This is a genomic window from Microbacterium sp. B35-30 (assembly GCF_010634855.1).
Classification (GTDB): Bacteria; Actinomycetota; Actinomycetes; order Actinomycetales; family Microbacteriaceae; genus Microbacterium.
In genome coordinates, this window is sequence record NZ_MWLQ01000016.1 from 30,776 (window position 1) to 46,589 (window position 15,814).

Genomic DNA, 15,814 nt, shown 5'->3' on the forward strand with positions numbered 1-15,814 from the left:
GGCTACTCCCCCGCAAGACCGCCGAGCAGGTGTCCGAACGAGCGGCCCTCGCCGAGGTAGTTGGCGGGGTCGAACGGGTCGGAGTCCGTGGCGGGCTCCCGACGCGCGATCGCCTCGGCGAGCTCCCGCGCCCCGCGGTCGATCCGCTCGCCGAGCGGCGCGATGTTGTCGGCCGATGCCCCCCAGTCGCTCGACGCGGCGAACACGCCGGTCGAGACCGGCTCGGCGTGCAGATACGTGAACAGCGGCCGGATCGCGTAGTCGATCGCGAGCGAGTGGCGGGCCGTGCCGGCGTTCGCGCCGATCAGCACGGGCTTGCCGGTCAGCGCATCGGGGTCGAGCACGTCGATGAACGACTTGAACAGTCCCGAATAGCTCGTGGAGAAGATCGGCGTGACCGCGATCACGGCGTCGGCCGAGACGACCGCGTTGATCACGGACTCGAGGGCCGGCGGGGCGAACCCCGTCAGGAGGTTGTTGGTGATGTCGTGCGCGTAGTCGCGCAGCTCGAACACGTCGACCTCGATCTCGATGCCGCGCTCCGACAGCTGCTTCGCCGTCGCGGCGGCGAGCCGGTCGGCGAGCATGCGGGTCGACGACGGGTTGGACAGACCGGCCGAGATGACGGCGATGCGGCGCGCGGTCATGTCACGCCTCCTTCCGGCCGAGGCCGAACGCGGCGCCCGCGGGGGCAGGGCTGTCCTGGTACGGGCTCGCGCCCACGAGGTTGTCGCCGCGGTTCGCACCGGGCACCGCCTGGCGCGGCGCCTGGTCGCCGTAGGCCGCGGCCACGAGGTTCGCGTGGGTCGGGGCATCCGGAACCTCCGGTGCACGGTTCTTCTGCAGCTCCTTGCGGAGCACCGGAACCACCTCGCCGCCGAGGATGTCGAGCTGCTCGAGCACCGTCTTCAGCGGCAGGCCGGCGTGGTCCATGAGGAACAGCTGGCGCTGGTAGTCGCCGTAGGTGTCACGCATGGCGGCGTAGCGGTCGATCACCTGCTGCGGCGAGCCCACGGTGAGCGGGGTCATCTCGCTGAAGTCCTCGAGCGACGGACCGTGGCCGTAGACCGGCGCGTTGTCGAAGTACGGGCGGAACGCCTTGACCGCGTCCTGCGACTTCGCCGCCATGAACACCTGGCCGCCGAGACCGACGATCGCCTGCTCGGGCGTGCCGTGTCCGTAGTGCGCGTAGCGCTGGCGGTACAGCTGGATCAGGCGCTGGTAGTGCTCCTTCGGCCAGAAGATGTTGTTCGCGAAGAAGCCGTCGCCGTAGTAAGCCGCCTGCTCGGCGATCTCGGGCGTGCGGATCGAGCCGTGCCACACGAACGGCGCCACGCCGTCGAGGGGACGCGGGGTCGAGGTGAAGCCCTGCAGGGGCGTCCGGAACTGGCCTTCCCAGTCGACGACGTCCTCGCGCCACAGGCGGTGCAGCAGGTTGTAGTTCTCGATCGCGAGGGGCAGGCCCTGGCGGATGTCCTTGCCGAACCACGGGTACACCGGGCCGGTGTTGCCGCGGCCGATCATGAGATCGGTGCGACCGCCCGAGACGTGCTGGAGCATCGCGTAGTCCTCGGCGATCTTCACCGGGTCGTTCGTGGTGATGAGGGTCGTCGCGGTCGAGAGGATCAGGCGCTCGGTCTGCGCGGCGATGTACGCGAGGGTCGTGGTCGGCGAGGAGGACCAGAACGGCGGGTTGTGGTGCTCGCCGAGCGCGAAGACGTCGAGGCCCACCTCTTCCGCGTGCTTGGCGATGCGAAGCGTCGCCTGGATCCTCTCCGCCTCACTGGGCGTGGTGCCGTCCGTCGGGTCCTGGGTGATGTCGCTCACCGTGAAGATGCCGAACTGCATTCCCGACCACGTGGTGCTGTCGCTCACGATCGCTTCTCCGCTCTTTCGCCGTGCGGGATCTCCGTCGCGGGCGAATCTATGCAAATGAATGTATCTCGTGCAACGCGTGCGCACCGATGTTATTCCCGAGCGGATGCCGCAGACTCAGCACCGCTCCCTCAATGATCGCCCCTACCCAGCGGCCCCCGCACGCAGCACCACGGCCTCCCACGGCCGCAGCCGCAGCAGGCCGCCGGCGACATCGGGTGCACCGTCGCAGTTGCCGATGACGAGCTCGGCCGTGGCAGGTTCGACGCCCGCGATCTCGACCTGCTGCGGGTCACCGGTGAAGTTGCCGGCGACGAAGAGCGTCGGCCCCCCACCGGACCGGGTGAACGCGTAGACATGCGGGTGCTCCGGCGCGACGAGGGCGAAGTCGCCGAGCCGCACGACCGGGTCGTCGTGGCGCAGCGCGATGAGCCGGCGGTAGTGATGGAACACGGATGCCGCATCCGCACGCTCTGCCTCGGCATTGACGGTCACGTGGTTCGGGTTGACCCCGATCCACGGCTCGCCGGTCGTGAACCCGGCGGCCGCGGTCGCGTCCCACTGCACCGGCGTGCGGGAGTTGTCGCGGCTTCCGCTGCCGAGCGCGTCGACCAGCTGCGCGTCGGTCAGGCGGCCATGGGCGCGCCCTTCGGCCGCGAAGCGGAGGGACTCGATGTCGCGATAATCCGAGAGCTCGCGGAAGTGCGCGTTCGTCATCCCGAGCTCCTCGCCCTGGTAGACGTACGGCGTGCCGCGGTGCAGGTGCAGCACCGTGGCGAGCATCGTCGCCGACTCGCGGCGATACGCCCCGTCGTCGCCGAAGCGCGAGACGCTGCGGGGCTGGTCGTGGTTCTCCCAGTACAGCGAATTCCAGCCGGCGTCGAAGAGCCCATGCTGCCAGCGGGCCATCGTCGCCTTCAGCTCGCGCAGGTCGAGCGGTCGCAGGTCGAAGCGCCCGCCGGGGCCGTGGTCGATGTGCACATGCTCGAACGTGAACACCATGTCGACCTCGAGGCGCGCGGGGTCGGTGAACAGGCGGCCGTCCTCGACGCTGGCACCGGGCGTCTCCCCCACCAGCAGCAGAGCCTGCCGGCGGCCCTCGAACACCTCGCGGTGCATCTCCTGCAGGAACTCGTGCAGGCGCGGGCCGTTGACCGTCTGCAGGCGGCTGTCGCCGAAGCGCCCGTCCACGACCACGCCGTCGGCCAGCGATCCGTCCGCGCCGACCACTTTCGAGATGAGGTTGATCACATCCATGCGGAAGCCGTCGACGCCGCGGTCGAGCCACCAGCGCATCATGTCGTAGACGGCCGCACGGACGTCCGGGTTCTCCCAGTTGAGGTCGGGCTGCTTGCGGCTGAACAGGTGCAGGTAGTACTCCCCTGTCGCCTCGTCGAGCTCCCACGCGGGTCCTGAGAAGGCCGAGGCCCAGTTCGTCGGCTCGGCGCCGGACGCGCCGGCCGCCATGCCCTCCCTCGGGGGGCGCCACCAGTACCAGTCGCGCCGGGGAGAGTCCCGCGATGACCGCGACTCGACGAACCACGGATGCTCGTCGCTCGTGTGATTGACCACCAGATCCATCACGACGCGGATGCCGCGCTCGTGCAGCGCGGCGATGACATCGTCGAGGTCTGCCAATGTGCCGAACAGCGGGTCGACGTCGCGGTAGTCGCTGATGTCGTAGCCGTTGTCGTCCTGCGGACTGCGATAGATCGGCGAGAGCCACACGACGTCGACGCCGAGCTCCACGAGATGGTCGATGCGCCGCAGCACGCCCCGCAGGTCGCCGACGCCGTCGCCGTCGGAGTCCTGGAACGAGCGCGGATAGATCTGGTAGACGACGGCGCCGGTCCACCAGGCGGGCGGGTCGTTCGGAGTCTCGGCCGCTGCCATCCCGTCACACTACGCCGCGGCGGCGAACAGCTGCAGCATGTCCCGCACCAGCTGGTGCGGCGCGGTTTCGCACGGCGCATGCCCCGTCACGTACGTGGCGACGCGGGCGCCGATGCGTGCCGCGTACTCGTCGTGCTGCGCCTGCGGCCAGAGGTCGTGCTCTCCGACGGCGATGAGCTTCGGGATGTCGATCGCCGCCACGTCGTCCGCGAAGTCGGGCGTCGCCATCATCAGCCCGACGACGTCGTCGATGCAGTCACGCCCGGTGACCGCGAGTCGCTCCCGCACGAACGCGATGCGCCCGGGGGGCGTCCGGTTGAGGTTGTAGCGGATGCCCCACAGGATGAGCCCCGCCGCCCGGTGTGGCGTCATGTCGGAGATGGGCCCGATGTGCTTGACCCCGCGGAACACCTGGCCCGTCGCCGGCGGCGCCGCCATCAGAGTGAGGCTGCGGAAGAGGTCGGGGCGCGCGACCAGCGCGAGCTCGGTGACCAGACCCGCGAAGCTGTAGCCGAGCACGTGTGCCGGCCCGCCGTCTTCAAGCACGGCGATGAGGTCGTCGATGAAAAGCGGGTAGTCGTAAGACGCGCGCGGCGGATCGAGGTGCTGCGGCCCGGCGCCGACGGACTCGTAGTGACCGGCGATGTCGTAGGACTCGACGCGATAGCCGGCCGCGGCGAGCAGCGGGAACAGGAGGACGAAGTCCTCCTTGGACCCGACGACGCCGGGGACGAGCACGACCCGCGGCGCGCCGTCGTCGCCCAGGCGCACCCGCGCGAGGCCGCCGCTGGGGGCGGGGAACGTATCCCGCTCGGTGCCCGCGGGGAACACATGCCAGTCGAGGTCGGGAATGCCCTGGTCGCGCTCGAGCGCGTCGTCGATCGTCGTCATCGCGACTGTGAGACTACCGCTCGGGAAGGCCGTCGAGCTCGTCCTGCCGCGGCGCGTAGTCGATGTGGCCGCCGTCGGCGTCGAACGCCTGCACCGGCCGGCGGGGCGACCATACCTCCCAGCCCGGATCGCCGCTCACGACGAACGAGACCCAGGCGCCGTGCATCGCGTCGGCGAGCGCCTGCGGGCCGTTCGGACCGCCGATGCCGATCGCGTCCGGCTGCCCGAGGCGGTCGAAGACGAACCCGAGCTCCATGACGTGCGCGGCGCCGAGTCGGTCGACGGGGCTCCGCCACCGGAACTCGTAGACCCAGGTCGCCGAATCGGCCGCCGACACGCGACCGTCGGCGAACCGCGTGATCGGCCCACGCAGCAGCATGTCGGTCATCACCTCGCCGAGCACCTCGCCGGGCGAGGCGTCCCGCCGTCGCGCGCGATGCGCACGCACGATGCCTGCGGGGACACGGGCAGCGAGCCGCGCCGCGGCCACGGTGAGCCACGTCGCCTTGTCGACCGCACCCGAGGGCACGAGCCACAGCCGGTACTCCTCGCTCGTGCAGCCGATGAGGACCGGGATGCCGCGGCCCGCCCCCGCCAGCAGCGCGTCCAGCGGATTGCGCGGCACGGCCTCGCCGCCGATCGCGAGCGCGACAGTCGGACCGCCGCCGAGCGGCGAGCCTCCCGCCGCCACGGCCGTCTGCTGCGCCACGAGGTCGGCCGCGGGCACGGCGGCGAACCCCGCACGCGTCGCGGCGACCTTGAGCCGCTTCGCGATCTCGCGCGTCATGCGCCCCGCCCTCTTCGGGGGCTGCGCCACCAGTGGCCCGGACTGCAGGATCGCCCGGTCGAACAGCTCCCTCGCGTGAGGCAGGGCGAGGAGGGCGGTCAGCGTGTTGGCCCCGGCTGAGTGCCCCATGACGGTGACCCGAGCCGGGTCCCCGCCGAACGCCGCGACCTCGCGGCGCACCCAGCGCAGGGCGGCCTCCTGGTCGAGGACGCCGAGATTCTGCGGCACGTCGTCGAGCACCGCGAAGCCCTCCTGGCCGAGGCGGTACTGGATCGACACGAATACGATGCCGTGGCGGGCGAACCGCTCGCCGTCATAGGTCGGCAGCGCGGCCGTGCCGCGCGTCAGCGCGCCGCCGTGCACGAACACCAGCACCGGAAGCGCCGCTTGCGGTGCGCGGTCGGAGGGCGTCCACACGTTGACCGTCAGGATCTCGTCGCCCGGCACCTCCACGGTGGAGAGGTAGGTGGCGACCGCCGGTGCGTACGGGCGCTGCGGCGCCGTCGGACCGAAGGACGAGGCATCCCGCTCGCCGTCCCATGGGGGTAGGGGCGCCGGAGGAGCGAACCGGAGTTCACCGACCGGCGGCGCCGCGTACGGGATGCCGAGAAAGCGGTCGATGCCGCCCTCGCGGGTGCCGCGGATGCTGCCCGCGCTCACCGTCACCACCGGCGAAGCCGACGCGGGCGTGGCTGAACGGGCTTCGGTCGCGGCATCCGTCATGTCATCCCCTCTGGCGCGCACCGTCGCACGCTCGCACTCAGACTCAGCCAGCGCGGGACTCAGTGTCGAGCGAGGGTGGGTACGGGTGGGCCCGGCTAGTCTGGTCAGCGCCCCGGCGAGAGGTGACGATGACCGGCAGCAGCGCTCCCCCCACGGCGACCACCCCGGCGGGACAGGTCGCCCGCCCGCGACGGCGCACGCCTTTCTGGGACAACGCGCGCTTCGCGTGCATCGTCCTCGTGGTGCTCGGCCACGCCGTGCAGCGGCTGACCTACGACTCCGATATCGCGCTCAGCCTCTATCTCGTCGTCTACGCCTTCCACATGCCGGCATTCGCCGTGATCTCGGGTTACTTCTCGAAGTCGGACGCCCCGACCAGAAGGCAGATGGCGCGCGTCATCACCGACATCCTCGTGCCGTACGTCGTCTTCGAGGGGCTGTGGACGCTCACGAAGTGGCTCGTCGAGGGGCAGGCGAACCCCAACCTCACCCAGCCGTCGTGGACGCTGTGGTTCCTGCTGGCGCTCGGAATCTTCCGCGTCGTGCTGCCCTACCTCGCGCTGCTGCGCTGGCCGCTCCTGTGGACGGTCGTCATCTCGATCGGCGCCGGCTACCTGCCCAACATCGACTCGACGTTCTCCTTGTCGCGGACACTCGGACTGCTCCCGTTCTTCACGCTCGGCTGGTGGCTGCGCGAACACGACATCGTCGCGCGCCTGCGCCTCCTCGATCGGCGCCCGTGGTGGGTGTTCGCCGCTGGCCTGGGCCTTTTCGCGGTCGCCGCGTGGGCGGCCTGGTTCTTCGTCGATGAGTGGCGCGCGATGAACCTGCGCGAATGGCTCTTCTACGACGAGAACTACGCCTCCATCGGCGGAACGCAGTGGTGGGCCGGTGGCGTGAGGCTGACCCTCATGATCGTCGCGGTGCTGCTGTCGACGGCGTTCTTCGCCCTCCTTCCACGCGGCACGCACTGGTGGACGCACTTCGGTCAGTACACGATGTACGTCTATCTGCTGCACTCGTTCGTGCTCTATCCCTTCCGCGAGAGCGGCGTGCTGCGCAACGCCGAGCCCACGTGGCTGTGGCTGCCGCTCGTGATCGTGGGCTCGGTGCTCATCGCCCTGGGACTGGCCACCAGACCGGTGCGGCGGCTGTTCCGCCCGCTGGTCGAGCCGCGCCCCGCGTGGCTCTTCGCCGATCTCACGCTCGCCCGACGCGAGGGCCGGCGGAGCGATCCCACGGGCTCGCGCCGACCGCGGGAGGAACCGCGGATGCCTCGGCCCGACCCGCGCCAGAACGGCTGAGCGGCCGGTCCACGACGCTCTCTGTCCGGTCGCTGTGCCGATCGGATCGGCTGGCGATGCGGTCAGCCGGCCGCCCGCGTGTACCGGTCGGCGAGTCGAAGAAGGTGCGGCACCAGCTCGGCGGGCGAGTCGACGGTGAAGTCCATGCCGAGCATGCCGATGTACGCGGCGATCGTCTCGAGGCTGTCGGCACCCGTCAGGAGCACCGAGGTCGCCGGATCGACCGCCTCCACGACGCCGACCGTCGGATTGATCCGTGCGATCACCCTGTCGGCGGGCGCCGCGATGCGCAGGCGCGCGTGCACCTTCCAGCCGCCCGCCGCGATGGATCGCAGCGCGAACGCGGTGAAGTCGCCGCCCGGCACCGAGACGGGCTCGAAGGGGCGGCGCGTGGGCATCCGGGGCTCGATCCAGTCGAGGCGGAAGGTCTCCCACTCGTCGATCTCCGGATCGCGCGCCACGAGGTACCAGCGACGCTGCCAGCTGAGCAGGCGGTAGGGCTCCACCCTTCGCGGGACGCCGCGATCGTCGAATCTCAGCCACTCCCGAGCGTGCACGGCCTGGGCGACGGCGCTGAGCACATGCGGGTCGACCTCCGGATCCGGGGCGTCCGTCCCGATGTTCTCGGGCCCGCTGTCCACCGTGGCGGCGACCGCGTCGACGGTCGGCCGCAGCCGCTCGGGCAGCACCTGCAGCAGCTTCGCCAGCGCGCGGGTGCCGGCCTCCTCGACGCCCGCCACGCCGCGCGCCACCCGAAGCCCGATCGCCACCGCGACCGCCTCGTCGTCGTCGAGCAGGAGCGGCGGCAGCTTGCCGCCGGCCGCGAGGCGGTATGAGCCGGCCCGGCCGCGCTCTGCCTCCACCGGATAGCCGAGTGTGCGAAGTCGCTCGATGTCGTTGCGGACGGTCCGCACCGACACGTCGAGACGGGCGGCGAGTTCGGGGCCCGGCCACCGCGGGCGGCTCTGGAGCAGGGCCAGGAGGGCGAGCATCCGGGCGGACGTGTCGGCCATCGCGAACTCGATTCGACGGGTGGATAAGAGGAAGAGAACGTGCCTGTTTTGACCGTAACGTCGAAGACATGAACACCGCAACCACCTCCACCGCAGACATCCGCCCCTTCCGCATCGACGTGCCGCAAGCAGCGGTCGATGACCTCGCCGACCGCCTCGCCCGCACCCGTCTGCCCCAGCCCGCGCCGTCCGACGACTGGGACTCGGGCACGCCGATCTCGTATCTCGCCGAAGCCGTCGCGCGCTGGCGCGACGGGTTCGACTGGCGTGCCGCCGAGGCGCGCATGAACGAGTTCCCCCACTTCACCACCGAGATCGACGGGCAGACGATCCACTTCCTGCACGTCCGCTCCCCGCACGATGGTGCGACGCCGCTGATCCTCGCCCACACCTACCCGGGATCCTTCGTCGACTACCTCGACATGATCGGCCCGCTCGTCGACCCGGTCGCGCACGGCGGCCGCGCCGAGGACGCCTTCGACGTGGTCGTGCCCGACGCGCCCGGCTTCGGCTTCAGCCAGCCCGTCGCCGATTCCGGCTGGACGGTCGGCCGCGTCGCCGCCGCATACGACACGCTCATGCGCCGGCTCGGCTACGAGTCCTACGGCATCCATGGCAGCGACAACGGCGCGATGGTCGCCCGCGAGCTCGGCCTCCTCGACCCGGAGGGGTTCCTCGGCCTGCACGTGCTGCAGCTGTTCTCGTTCCCGTCGGGCGATCCGGCCGAGTTCGAGAAGCTCGAGCCGCAGGACTACGCCGGCCTCGAGCACATGCAGTGGTTCCAGTCGGTGGGCGCCTACAACACGATGAACGCCGCCCGCCCGCAGACGATCGCCGCCGCCCTGTCGGACTCCCCCGTCGGCCACCTCGCCTACGCCGAGCTGTTCAACTCGTTCGGCAACGGCACCGCCCTCGTGCCGCTCGACGCGATCCTCACCGAGGTGAGCGTCGCGTGGTTCGCCAACGCGTCGGCGGGCATGAGCCGCGCCTACCGCGACAACGCGCTGGCCGAGGCCGAGCCTCGGGTGAGCGACGCGCGCACCGGCGTCGCCGTCTTCAAGGACGACTTCCAGACCATCAAGGTGTTCGCCGAGCGCGACAACTCGAACATCGTCCACTGGAGCCGCTTCGAACGTGGCGGCCACTACGCGGCCCTCGAGGTCCCGGAGCTGGTGGTCGGCGACATCCGCGCCTTCTTCGCCCGCCGCTGATCCCCCGCGCTTCCCTCCGCCCCGCCCCTCTTCCCTCATGTTGAGTTGGCGTATATGTACGCGACACGCCGGCGTGTCGCGTACATATACGCCAAGTCAACGGGGAAGAGAGCGGGGCGGGGGTGCGCGAGAGCGAGGCGAAACGGGAGGCAACAAACAGACGGATGCCGCGGCATCCGTTTACTCTCGCCTCATGACCGAGCTGAACTTGCCGATCCTCGACCTCTCGCGGCTCGACGAGGGACCGGAGGCCGCCGCGCAGTTCCGCGACGATCTGCGCGCGGCGACGCACGACGTCGGCTTCTTCTACCTGACCGGGACGGGTATCTCACCCGAGCTGGAAGCCCGCCTGCACCGCGCCGCCCGCGACTTCTTCGCCCTCCCCGAAGCCGACAAGCTCGCCATCGAGAACGTCAACAGCCCGCACTTCCGGGGCTACACGCGCATCGGCGGCGAGCGTACGCAGGGCAAAGTCGACTGGCGGGAGCAGATCGACATCGGACCGGAGCGAGCGGCAGTGTCGGATGCCGATGCCCCGGACTTCGCGCGGCTCATCGGCCCGAACCTCTGGCCCGACGCGCAGCCCGAGCTGCGGGAGGTCGTCTCGGAGTGGCACGACCACCTGTCGGGCGTCGCACGCAGGCTGCTGCGGGCGTGGGCGCTGTCGCTCGGCGCCCCGGAGAGCTACTTCGACGAGCACTTCGGCGAGCCGTCGACCCTCATCAAGATCGTCCGGTACCCCGGCAAGGAGGACCCCACGCCCCAGCAAGGCGTCGGAGCGCACAAGGACTCCGGTGTGCTGACGCTGCTCTGGGTCGAGCCCGGCAAGGGCGGGCTCCAGGTCGAGCGGAGAGACGGCGTCACGGGAGATCAGCACTGGGTGGACGCTCCCCCGGTTCCCGGCGCGTTCGTCGTCAACATCGGCGAGCTGCTCGAGTACGCGACTCAGGGCTACCTGATCGCGACGAAGCACCGCGTCATCTCCCCCACCTACCCCGACGACCGCATCTCGGTCCCGTTCTTCTTCAATCCCGCGCTCGACAAGCGCCTGCCGCTCATCGACCTCCCGGCCGAGCTCGCGGTGCAGGCCCGAGGTGTCACGCAGGACCCGGCGAATCCGATTCACGCGCTGTACGGCGAGAACGCGCTGAAGTCGCGCCTGCGCGCGCACCCGGACGTCGCCGCGATCCACCATGCGGATCTCGTCGCGGCCCGGGCTGCGGCATCCGCGTGACGCACTTCTTGCAGGTCTCTCCCGCCGGTGCCAGGGGGTGCCGGAGCGTTCGACGCCCCGCCTAGCGTGGCGGCATGAGCGACGTGACGATCTTCGCGCCCTCCCCGACGCTCACCGTCACGGTCGAGGAGCACGACGGCGAGCCGGACGTCCACGTGCACGCGGGCGGCCAGGGCGTCTGGCAGGCGCGCATGCTGCTGCGGCTCGGCGTATCGGTGACGCTGTGCTGCAGCCTCACCGGAGAAATCGGACGGATGCTGCAACACCTCCTGGAAGACGAAGGCATCACCGTCGCGGGCGTCGAGCGACCCGGGAAGGGCTCCGCGTACGTGCACGACCGCCGCGGCGGCGAGCGCCAGATCATCGCCGAGACGGAGGGCGACCCCCTCGCGCGCCACGATCTCGACGAGCTCTACGGCGTGACCCTGCGGGAAGGGCTCGCCTCGGGCCTGACGATCCTGAGCGGACCGGCCGGCGACGAAGCGCTCCCGGCCGACACCTATCGCCGTCTCGCCGCCGACCTGCGAGCCGGCGGTGCCAAGGTGGTCGTCGATCTCGCCGGCGCTCGGCTCGACGCGGCGCTGGAAGGGGGCGTCGATGTGCTCAAGGTGAGCGACGAAGAGCTCGCGCACGACGGGCGGGTCGACGACGACTCCGCCGTCGCGATCATCGCTGCGATGCGTCGACTGCACGACGGCGGAGCGGGCGCGGTGATCGTCTCGCGCTCGCTCGAGCCGACGCTCCTGCTCGACGCCGCCGGAATCCTGGAGGTGAACGCGCCCCGCATGGAGGTCGCCGACACCCGCGGCGCCGGCGATTCGCTCACCGCGGGCGTCGCGGCCGGCATCGCACGGGGCGAGAGCCTCCGTGACGCCATCGTGACCGGTGCCGCCGCAGCGGCCCTGAACGTGACCCGGCATGGCCTCGGCACGGGCGACCCCCAGACGATCGCCGCGCTGCGGGCGGCGGTGACGGTGCGGGAGATCGTCGACGATGCCGAGGCGGGGATGGAGCAGCCGGTGACCGGACACGTCAGCCCCGACGGACTCGCCGCACTCGCGGAGCCGGCAGCGCCCGCCGAGCCAGGAGAGCAGCGATGATGCGCACCCTGATCACCAACGACGACTGCATCGACGCCCCGGGGCTGCACGTCCTGGCCCGTGCCGCCCTCGACGCCGGGCTCGATGTCACCATCGCGGCGCCCGTGCGGCAGTCCAGCGGATCCAGCGCATCGATCGTCGCCGCCGAGGAGGACGGACGCATCGCCATCGAGCGGCGCGAGCTGACCGGGCTCGAGGGCGTCGCGGCCTACGCGGTGCGCGGCGGGCCGGGCCTCATCGCGCTCATCGCGGCGCACGGCGCCTTCGGCGACCCGGCCGAGCTCGTGCTCTCGGGAGTGAATCACGGCGCGAACGTCGGTCGCGCCATCCTGCACTCCGGCACGGTCGGCGCCGCCCTGACCGGCGGCCTCAACGGCGCGTGGGCTGTCGCGGTGTCGCTGGACGTCGGCATGAATCCGACGCAGTTCCATTGGGATGCCGCAGCCACGGCCACGATCGGAGTCCTGCCGTTCCTGCTCGAGCGGCCGCGGGGAACGGTCCTGAACCTCAACGCGCCGAACTCCCCGGCGAACCGCGGCATCGTGGAGGCAGCTCTCGCCCCGTTCGGTATCGTGCAGACGACGTTGAGCGAGCGGGACGCCGGCCACATCCGCCTTGCCGTCGAGGACCTGCCCAACACCCCGGAGCCGGGCAGCGACGCCGCACTCCTGGCCGAGGGCTGGGTGACCCTGACCGGGCTCGATCCCGTGTCACAGCTTCCGCTCGGCTTCGAGGCGGCCGAGGCATCCGCCCGCCTGTCACAGGGCGCCTCGCCCGGCACGTCATGACAGGCAGCTACCGGCAAGAGGCGGTGAGCAGCACGTAGCGAGGCGGCGAGGGCGAGCGCGGGCCGGCGAGCGGAAAAGGTGAAGGCCCCCCCCACACCGCGGGGAGGCCTTCCAAGAATGTTTCGCGCGATTGTACGCTGGCTGCGATTAGCGGCGCAGTCCGAGACGCTCGATCAGCGACCGGTAACGGTTGATGTCGATGTCCTGGAGGTAGCCGAGCAGACGACGGCGCTGACCGACCATCAGGAACAGCCCACGACGCGAGTGGTGGTCGTGTTTGTGCTCCTTCAGGTGCTCTGTAAGGTCCTTGATGCGCTGCGTCAGCATCGCGACCTGCACCTCGGGGGATCCGGTGTCACCGGGGTGCGTCGCGTACTCTTCGATGATCGCCTTCTTGGCGTCTGATTCGAGTGGCATAGATGGGATCCCCTTTCTCGTCGTTGCGCGGCGCCCGACGCCTGATGCGCGAGCTCTCTTTATCCGCGGCCGATCTAACGGCAACCTGAAGAGTCTACCAGCGAACGGATGCCGCGGCGAACGCGCTCCCGTTGAGCCCGGGTACGCTCGAACCCGTGCCCCACCCCCTCCGCGTCGAGCCGCAGTGCCGCCGTGGAGCGCCGGCCGAGGTCGCCGGGTGAGCACCGAGCAGCATCGCAGCCACCTCATCGACCTGCGGCCGTTCCGCACCAGTCCCGCGTTCACGCGGATGTGGATCGGATCGACGCTCGCAGGCCTGGGCGGCCAGCTCACGATCGTCGCGATCATGCTGCAGATGTACGACCTCACCGAGTCCACGTTCGCCGTCTCGATGATCGCCGTCGCCGGGCTCGTGCCCATGGTCATCGCCGGCATCTACGGCGGCATGCTGGCCGACGCGTTCGACCGCCGGGCAGTCGCTTTGATCGCCGCCACGGTCACCTTCGGCTCGACGGCGCTCCTCGCCGTCCTCACCTGGGCGAGCCTCGAGACGGTGTGGTGGCTGTACGCGCTCAGCATCGTCAACTCCGCGGCCAATTCGATCGTGCTGGCGACCCGCCAGGCGATCGTGCCGCGCCTGCTCCCCCGCGACCTGCTGCCGGCCGCCTCGGCCCTCGGCGGCATCACCGTCGGGATCATGGTGATGGCGGGTCCCGCGCTCGCCGGCGTGCTGGTGGCGCTGACCGGTTACGCCTGGACGTACACGCTCGATGTGATCCTGATGACCTCGCTGTTCCTCGGCCTCTGGACACTGCCGACCCTGCGTCCCGAGGGCGAGGTCGTCCGGCCCGGACTCGAATCGCTCCGGGACGGCTGGCGGTTCCTCCGGCGCGCGTCGAACATCCGCCTCCAGTTCATCCTCGACATCATCGCGATGACGTTCGGCCAGCCGCTATCGCTGTTCCCCGCCATCGGTGCGGTGCTGCTCGGCGGCGGGCCGATCACCACGGGCGTCCTCACCGCATCCGTCGCGGCCGGCGCCTTCGCATCCAGTCTGTTCTCGGGCCGCGTGGGCGGGATCCGCCGCCAGGGTCTCGGCATCGAGCGCGCCATCCTCGTGTACGGCGGTTCGATCGCCGCTCTCGGCCTGGTCCTCGGGGCGGCCGCACTCGGGTGGCTGGCACCCGTCGGAGTCGATGCCGACACTCCGAACGTCGCTCTCATCGCACTCGCGTGCGTCGTGCTCGCCGTCTCGGGCGCCGCCGACAACATCAGCTCGATCTTCCGCAACACCATGGTGCAGGCGGCCGTGCCCGACGCGATCCGTGGCCGGCTGCAGGGCATCTTCATCGTCGTGGTCACCGGCGGACCGCGCTTGGGCGCCCTCTACGCAGGGACGCTCGCGACCCTCACGGCGCTGTGGTTCCCGCCACTGCTCGGCGGCTTCGTGATCATCGCGCTCGTGGCGATGCTCGTGCGCGCCAGCCCGCGCTTCCGCGCGTACGACGCCGAGCACCCTGTTCCGTGACCGGGGTCGCACCGTAGTCGAACCGTCGCAGACCGGCGGATTTCGGCCGTCGCATGCGACGGCGCGCCACGCCGTCGCAGGGCGACCGTAGGGTGGCCACGTGGCTTCGACGACCGACACGACTCCCATGACACGCGCAGAGCGACTGCCCTCCGCGCGCTGGATCACGGTGCAGTTCGTGCTCGCCGGAATCGTGTGGGGCTCGAGCTTCCTCTTCATGAAGGTGTCGCTCACCGGCATCTCACCGGCGCAGGTCGCCTGGACCCGCATCCTGCTGGGCGCGCTCACGCTCGGCGCGCTCGTCCTCCTGCGTCGCGAGCAGCTCTCGCGCAGTCTCCGCGTGTGGGCCCACCTTCTCGTGCTGGGCCTCACGTTCTGCGTCATCCCGTTCCTGCTGTTCTCGTGGGCGCAGCAGTACGTCAGCTCGGGCGTCGCCAGCATCTTCAACGCCACCACGCCGATCATGACCGCGATCATGGCGTGGCTCGTCTTCCGCGTCGAGAAGCTCAAGAACGTGCAGGTCGCCGGCATCGGCGTCGGCATCCTGGGCGTGGTCGTCATCATCGCACCGTGGCAGGGCATCGCCTTCGACGGCAGCCTGGTCGCCGAACTCGCCATCCTCGGCGCGACCGCGAGCTACGGCTTCAGCCTCGCCTACATGCGGCGCTTCGTCTCGAACACCGGGATGTCGGCGCTGGCGTTCACGTTCGGCTACATCGCGATGGCGGGGGCGGTGATGGTCGTGCTCACGCCCTTCCTCGTCCTGACGCCGGTGCGCCTCGACGCGCCCATCGTCGTCAGCCTCGTCCTGCTCGGCTGCCTCGGCACCGGGATCGCGTACGTCTGGAACCAGAACACCGTCCGCGCGTGGGGTCCCACACGAGCATCCACCGTCACCTACATCACACCGGTGGTCGGCGTCATCCTGGGCATCGTCATTTTGGGCGAGACGATCTCGTGGAACGAGCCCCTGGGCGCGCTCGTCGTTTTCCTCGGCATCCTGCTCGCACAAGACCGCCTGCGCCGGCGACCGCGCGCCTGACGACCGCC

14 protein-coding genes are annotated in these 15,814 nt (G+C 70.5%); 7 read left to right on the top strand and 7 right to left on the bottom strand.

The features are described from left to right. Window positions 1–2 precede the first annotated feature (2 nt). From B2K11_RS08795 to B2K11_RS08815, 5 genes are all read right to left on the bottom strand, one after another. Entirely contained in the window at window positions 3–647 is a 645-nt protein-coding gene (locus B2K11_RS08795; protein ID WP_163617905.1) for an FMN reductase, read from the bottom strand. 1 nt (window position 648) lies between these two features. After that, window positions 649–1,848 (bottom strand): LLM class flavin-dependent oxidoreductase, encoded by a 1,200-nt coding sequence (locus tag B2K11_RS08800; RefSeq protein WP_163617965.1) that lies wholly within the window; start codon window positions 1,846–1,848, stop codon window positions 649–651. A 171-nt stretch (window positions 1,849–2,019) separates the two neighbouring features. Beyond that, complete coding sequence (locus B2K11_RS08805; protein WP_163617906.1) at window positions 2,020–3,768, bottom strand: alpha-glucosidase; 1,749 nt, start codon at window positions 3,766–3,768, stop codon at window positions 2,020–2,022. Between the two features lie 9 nt (window positions 3,769–3,777). Next, window positions 3,778–4,659: an alpha/beta hydrolase gene (locus B2K11_RS08810; protein ID WP_163617907.1), complete on the bottom strand. Its 882-nt coding sequence runs from the start codon at window positions 4,657–4,659 to the stop codon at window positions 3,778–3,780. A gap of 13 nt (window positions 4,660–4,672) precedes the next feature. After that, window positions 4,673–6,169, bottom strand: coding sequence for a carboxylesterase family protein (locus B2K11_RS08815; protein WP_163617908.1), 1,497 nt, complete (start codon window positions 6,167–6,169; stop codon window positions 4,673–4,675). Between the two features lie 128 nt (window positions 6,170–6,297). Here B2K11_RS08815 and B2K11_RS08820 point away from each other — a divergent pair, with 128 nt between their 5' ends. Beyond that, window positions 6,298–7,473 carry an acyltransferase family protein gene (locus tag B2K11_RS08820; protein ID WP_163617909.1) on the top strand — a complete coding sequence of 392 codons (1,176 nt, stop codon included), beginning with the start codon at window positions 6,298–6,300 and terminating at the stop codon, window positions 7,471–7,473. A 62-nt stretch (window positions 7,474–7,535) separates the two neighbouring features. On the opposite strand, the gene B2K11_RS08825 is transcribed toward B2K11_RS08820, so the two are convergent. Beyond that, a complete protein-coding gene (locus B2K11_RS08825) occupies window positions 7,536–8,486 on the bottom strand; it encodes a WYL domain-containing protein (protein ID WP_163617910.1) in 951 nt (316 codons plus the stop codon). Between the two features lie 68 nt (window positions 8,487–8,554). Here B2K11_RS08825 and B2K11_RS08830 point away from each other — a divergent pair, with 68 nt between their 5' ends. From B2K11_RS08830 to B2K11_RS08845, 4 genes are all read left to right on the top strand, one after another. After that, complete coding sequence (locus B2K11_RS08830) at window positions 8,555–9,697, top strand: epoxide hydrolase (protein WP_163617911.1); 1,143 nt, start codon at window positions 8,555–8,557, stop codon at window positions 9,695–9,697. Between the two features lie 193 nt (window positions 9,698–9,890). Then, window positions 9,891–10,931, top strand: coding sequence for a 2-oxoglutarate and iron-dependent oxygenase domain-containing protein (locus tag B2K11_RS08835; protein WP_163617912.1), 1,041 nt, complete (start codon window positions 9,891–9,893; stop codon window positions 10,929–10,931). Between the two features lie 74 nt (window positions 10,932–11,005). Further along, entirely contained in the window at window positions 11,006–12,031 is a 1,026-nt protein-coding gene (locus B2K11_RS08840; RefSeq protein ID WP_163617913.1) for a PfkB family carbohydrate kinase, read from the top strand. Further along, window positions 12,028–12,819, top strand: coding sequence for a 5'/3'-nucleotidase SurE (locus B2K11_RS08845; protein WP_163617914.1), 792 nt, complete (start codon window positions 12,028–12,030; stop codon window positions 12,817–12,819). Before B2K11_RS08840 ends, B2K11_RS08845 begins: the two co-directional genes overlap by 4 nt. A gap of 147 nt (window positions 12,820–12,966) precedes the next feature. On the opposite strand, the gene rpsO is transcribed toward B2K11_RS08845, so the two are convergent. After that, complete coding sequence (gene rpsO / locus B2K11_RS08850; protein WP_056121136.1) at window positions 12,967–13,236, bottom strand: 30S ribosomal protein S15; 270 nt, start codon at window positions 13,234–13,236, stop codon at window positions 12,967–12,969. Between the two features lie 217 nt (window positions 13,237–13,453). On the opposite strand from rpsO, the gene B2K11_RS08855 reads away from it, so the two are divergent. Together B2K11_RS08855 and B2K11_RS08860 are read left to right on the top strand one after the other, a co-directional pair. After that, complete coding sequence (locus B2K11_RS08855) at window positions 13,454–14,764, top strand: MFS transporter (protein ID WP_163617915.1); 1,311 nt, start codon at window positions 13,454–13,456, stop codon at window positions 14,762–14,764. 127 nt (window positions 14,765–14,891) lie between these two features. Beyond that, window positions 14,892–15,806 (top strand): DMT family transporter, encoded by a 915-nt coding sequence (locus tag B2K11_RS08860; protein WP_163617966.1) that lies wholly within the window; start codon window positions 14,892–14,894, stop codon window positions 15,804–15,806. Window positions 15,807–15,814: the final 8 nt, after the last annotated feature.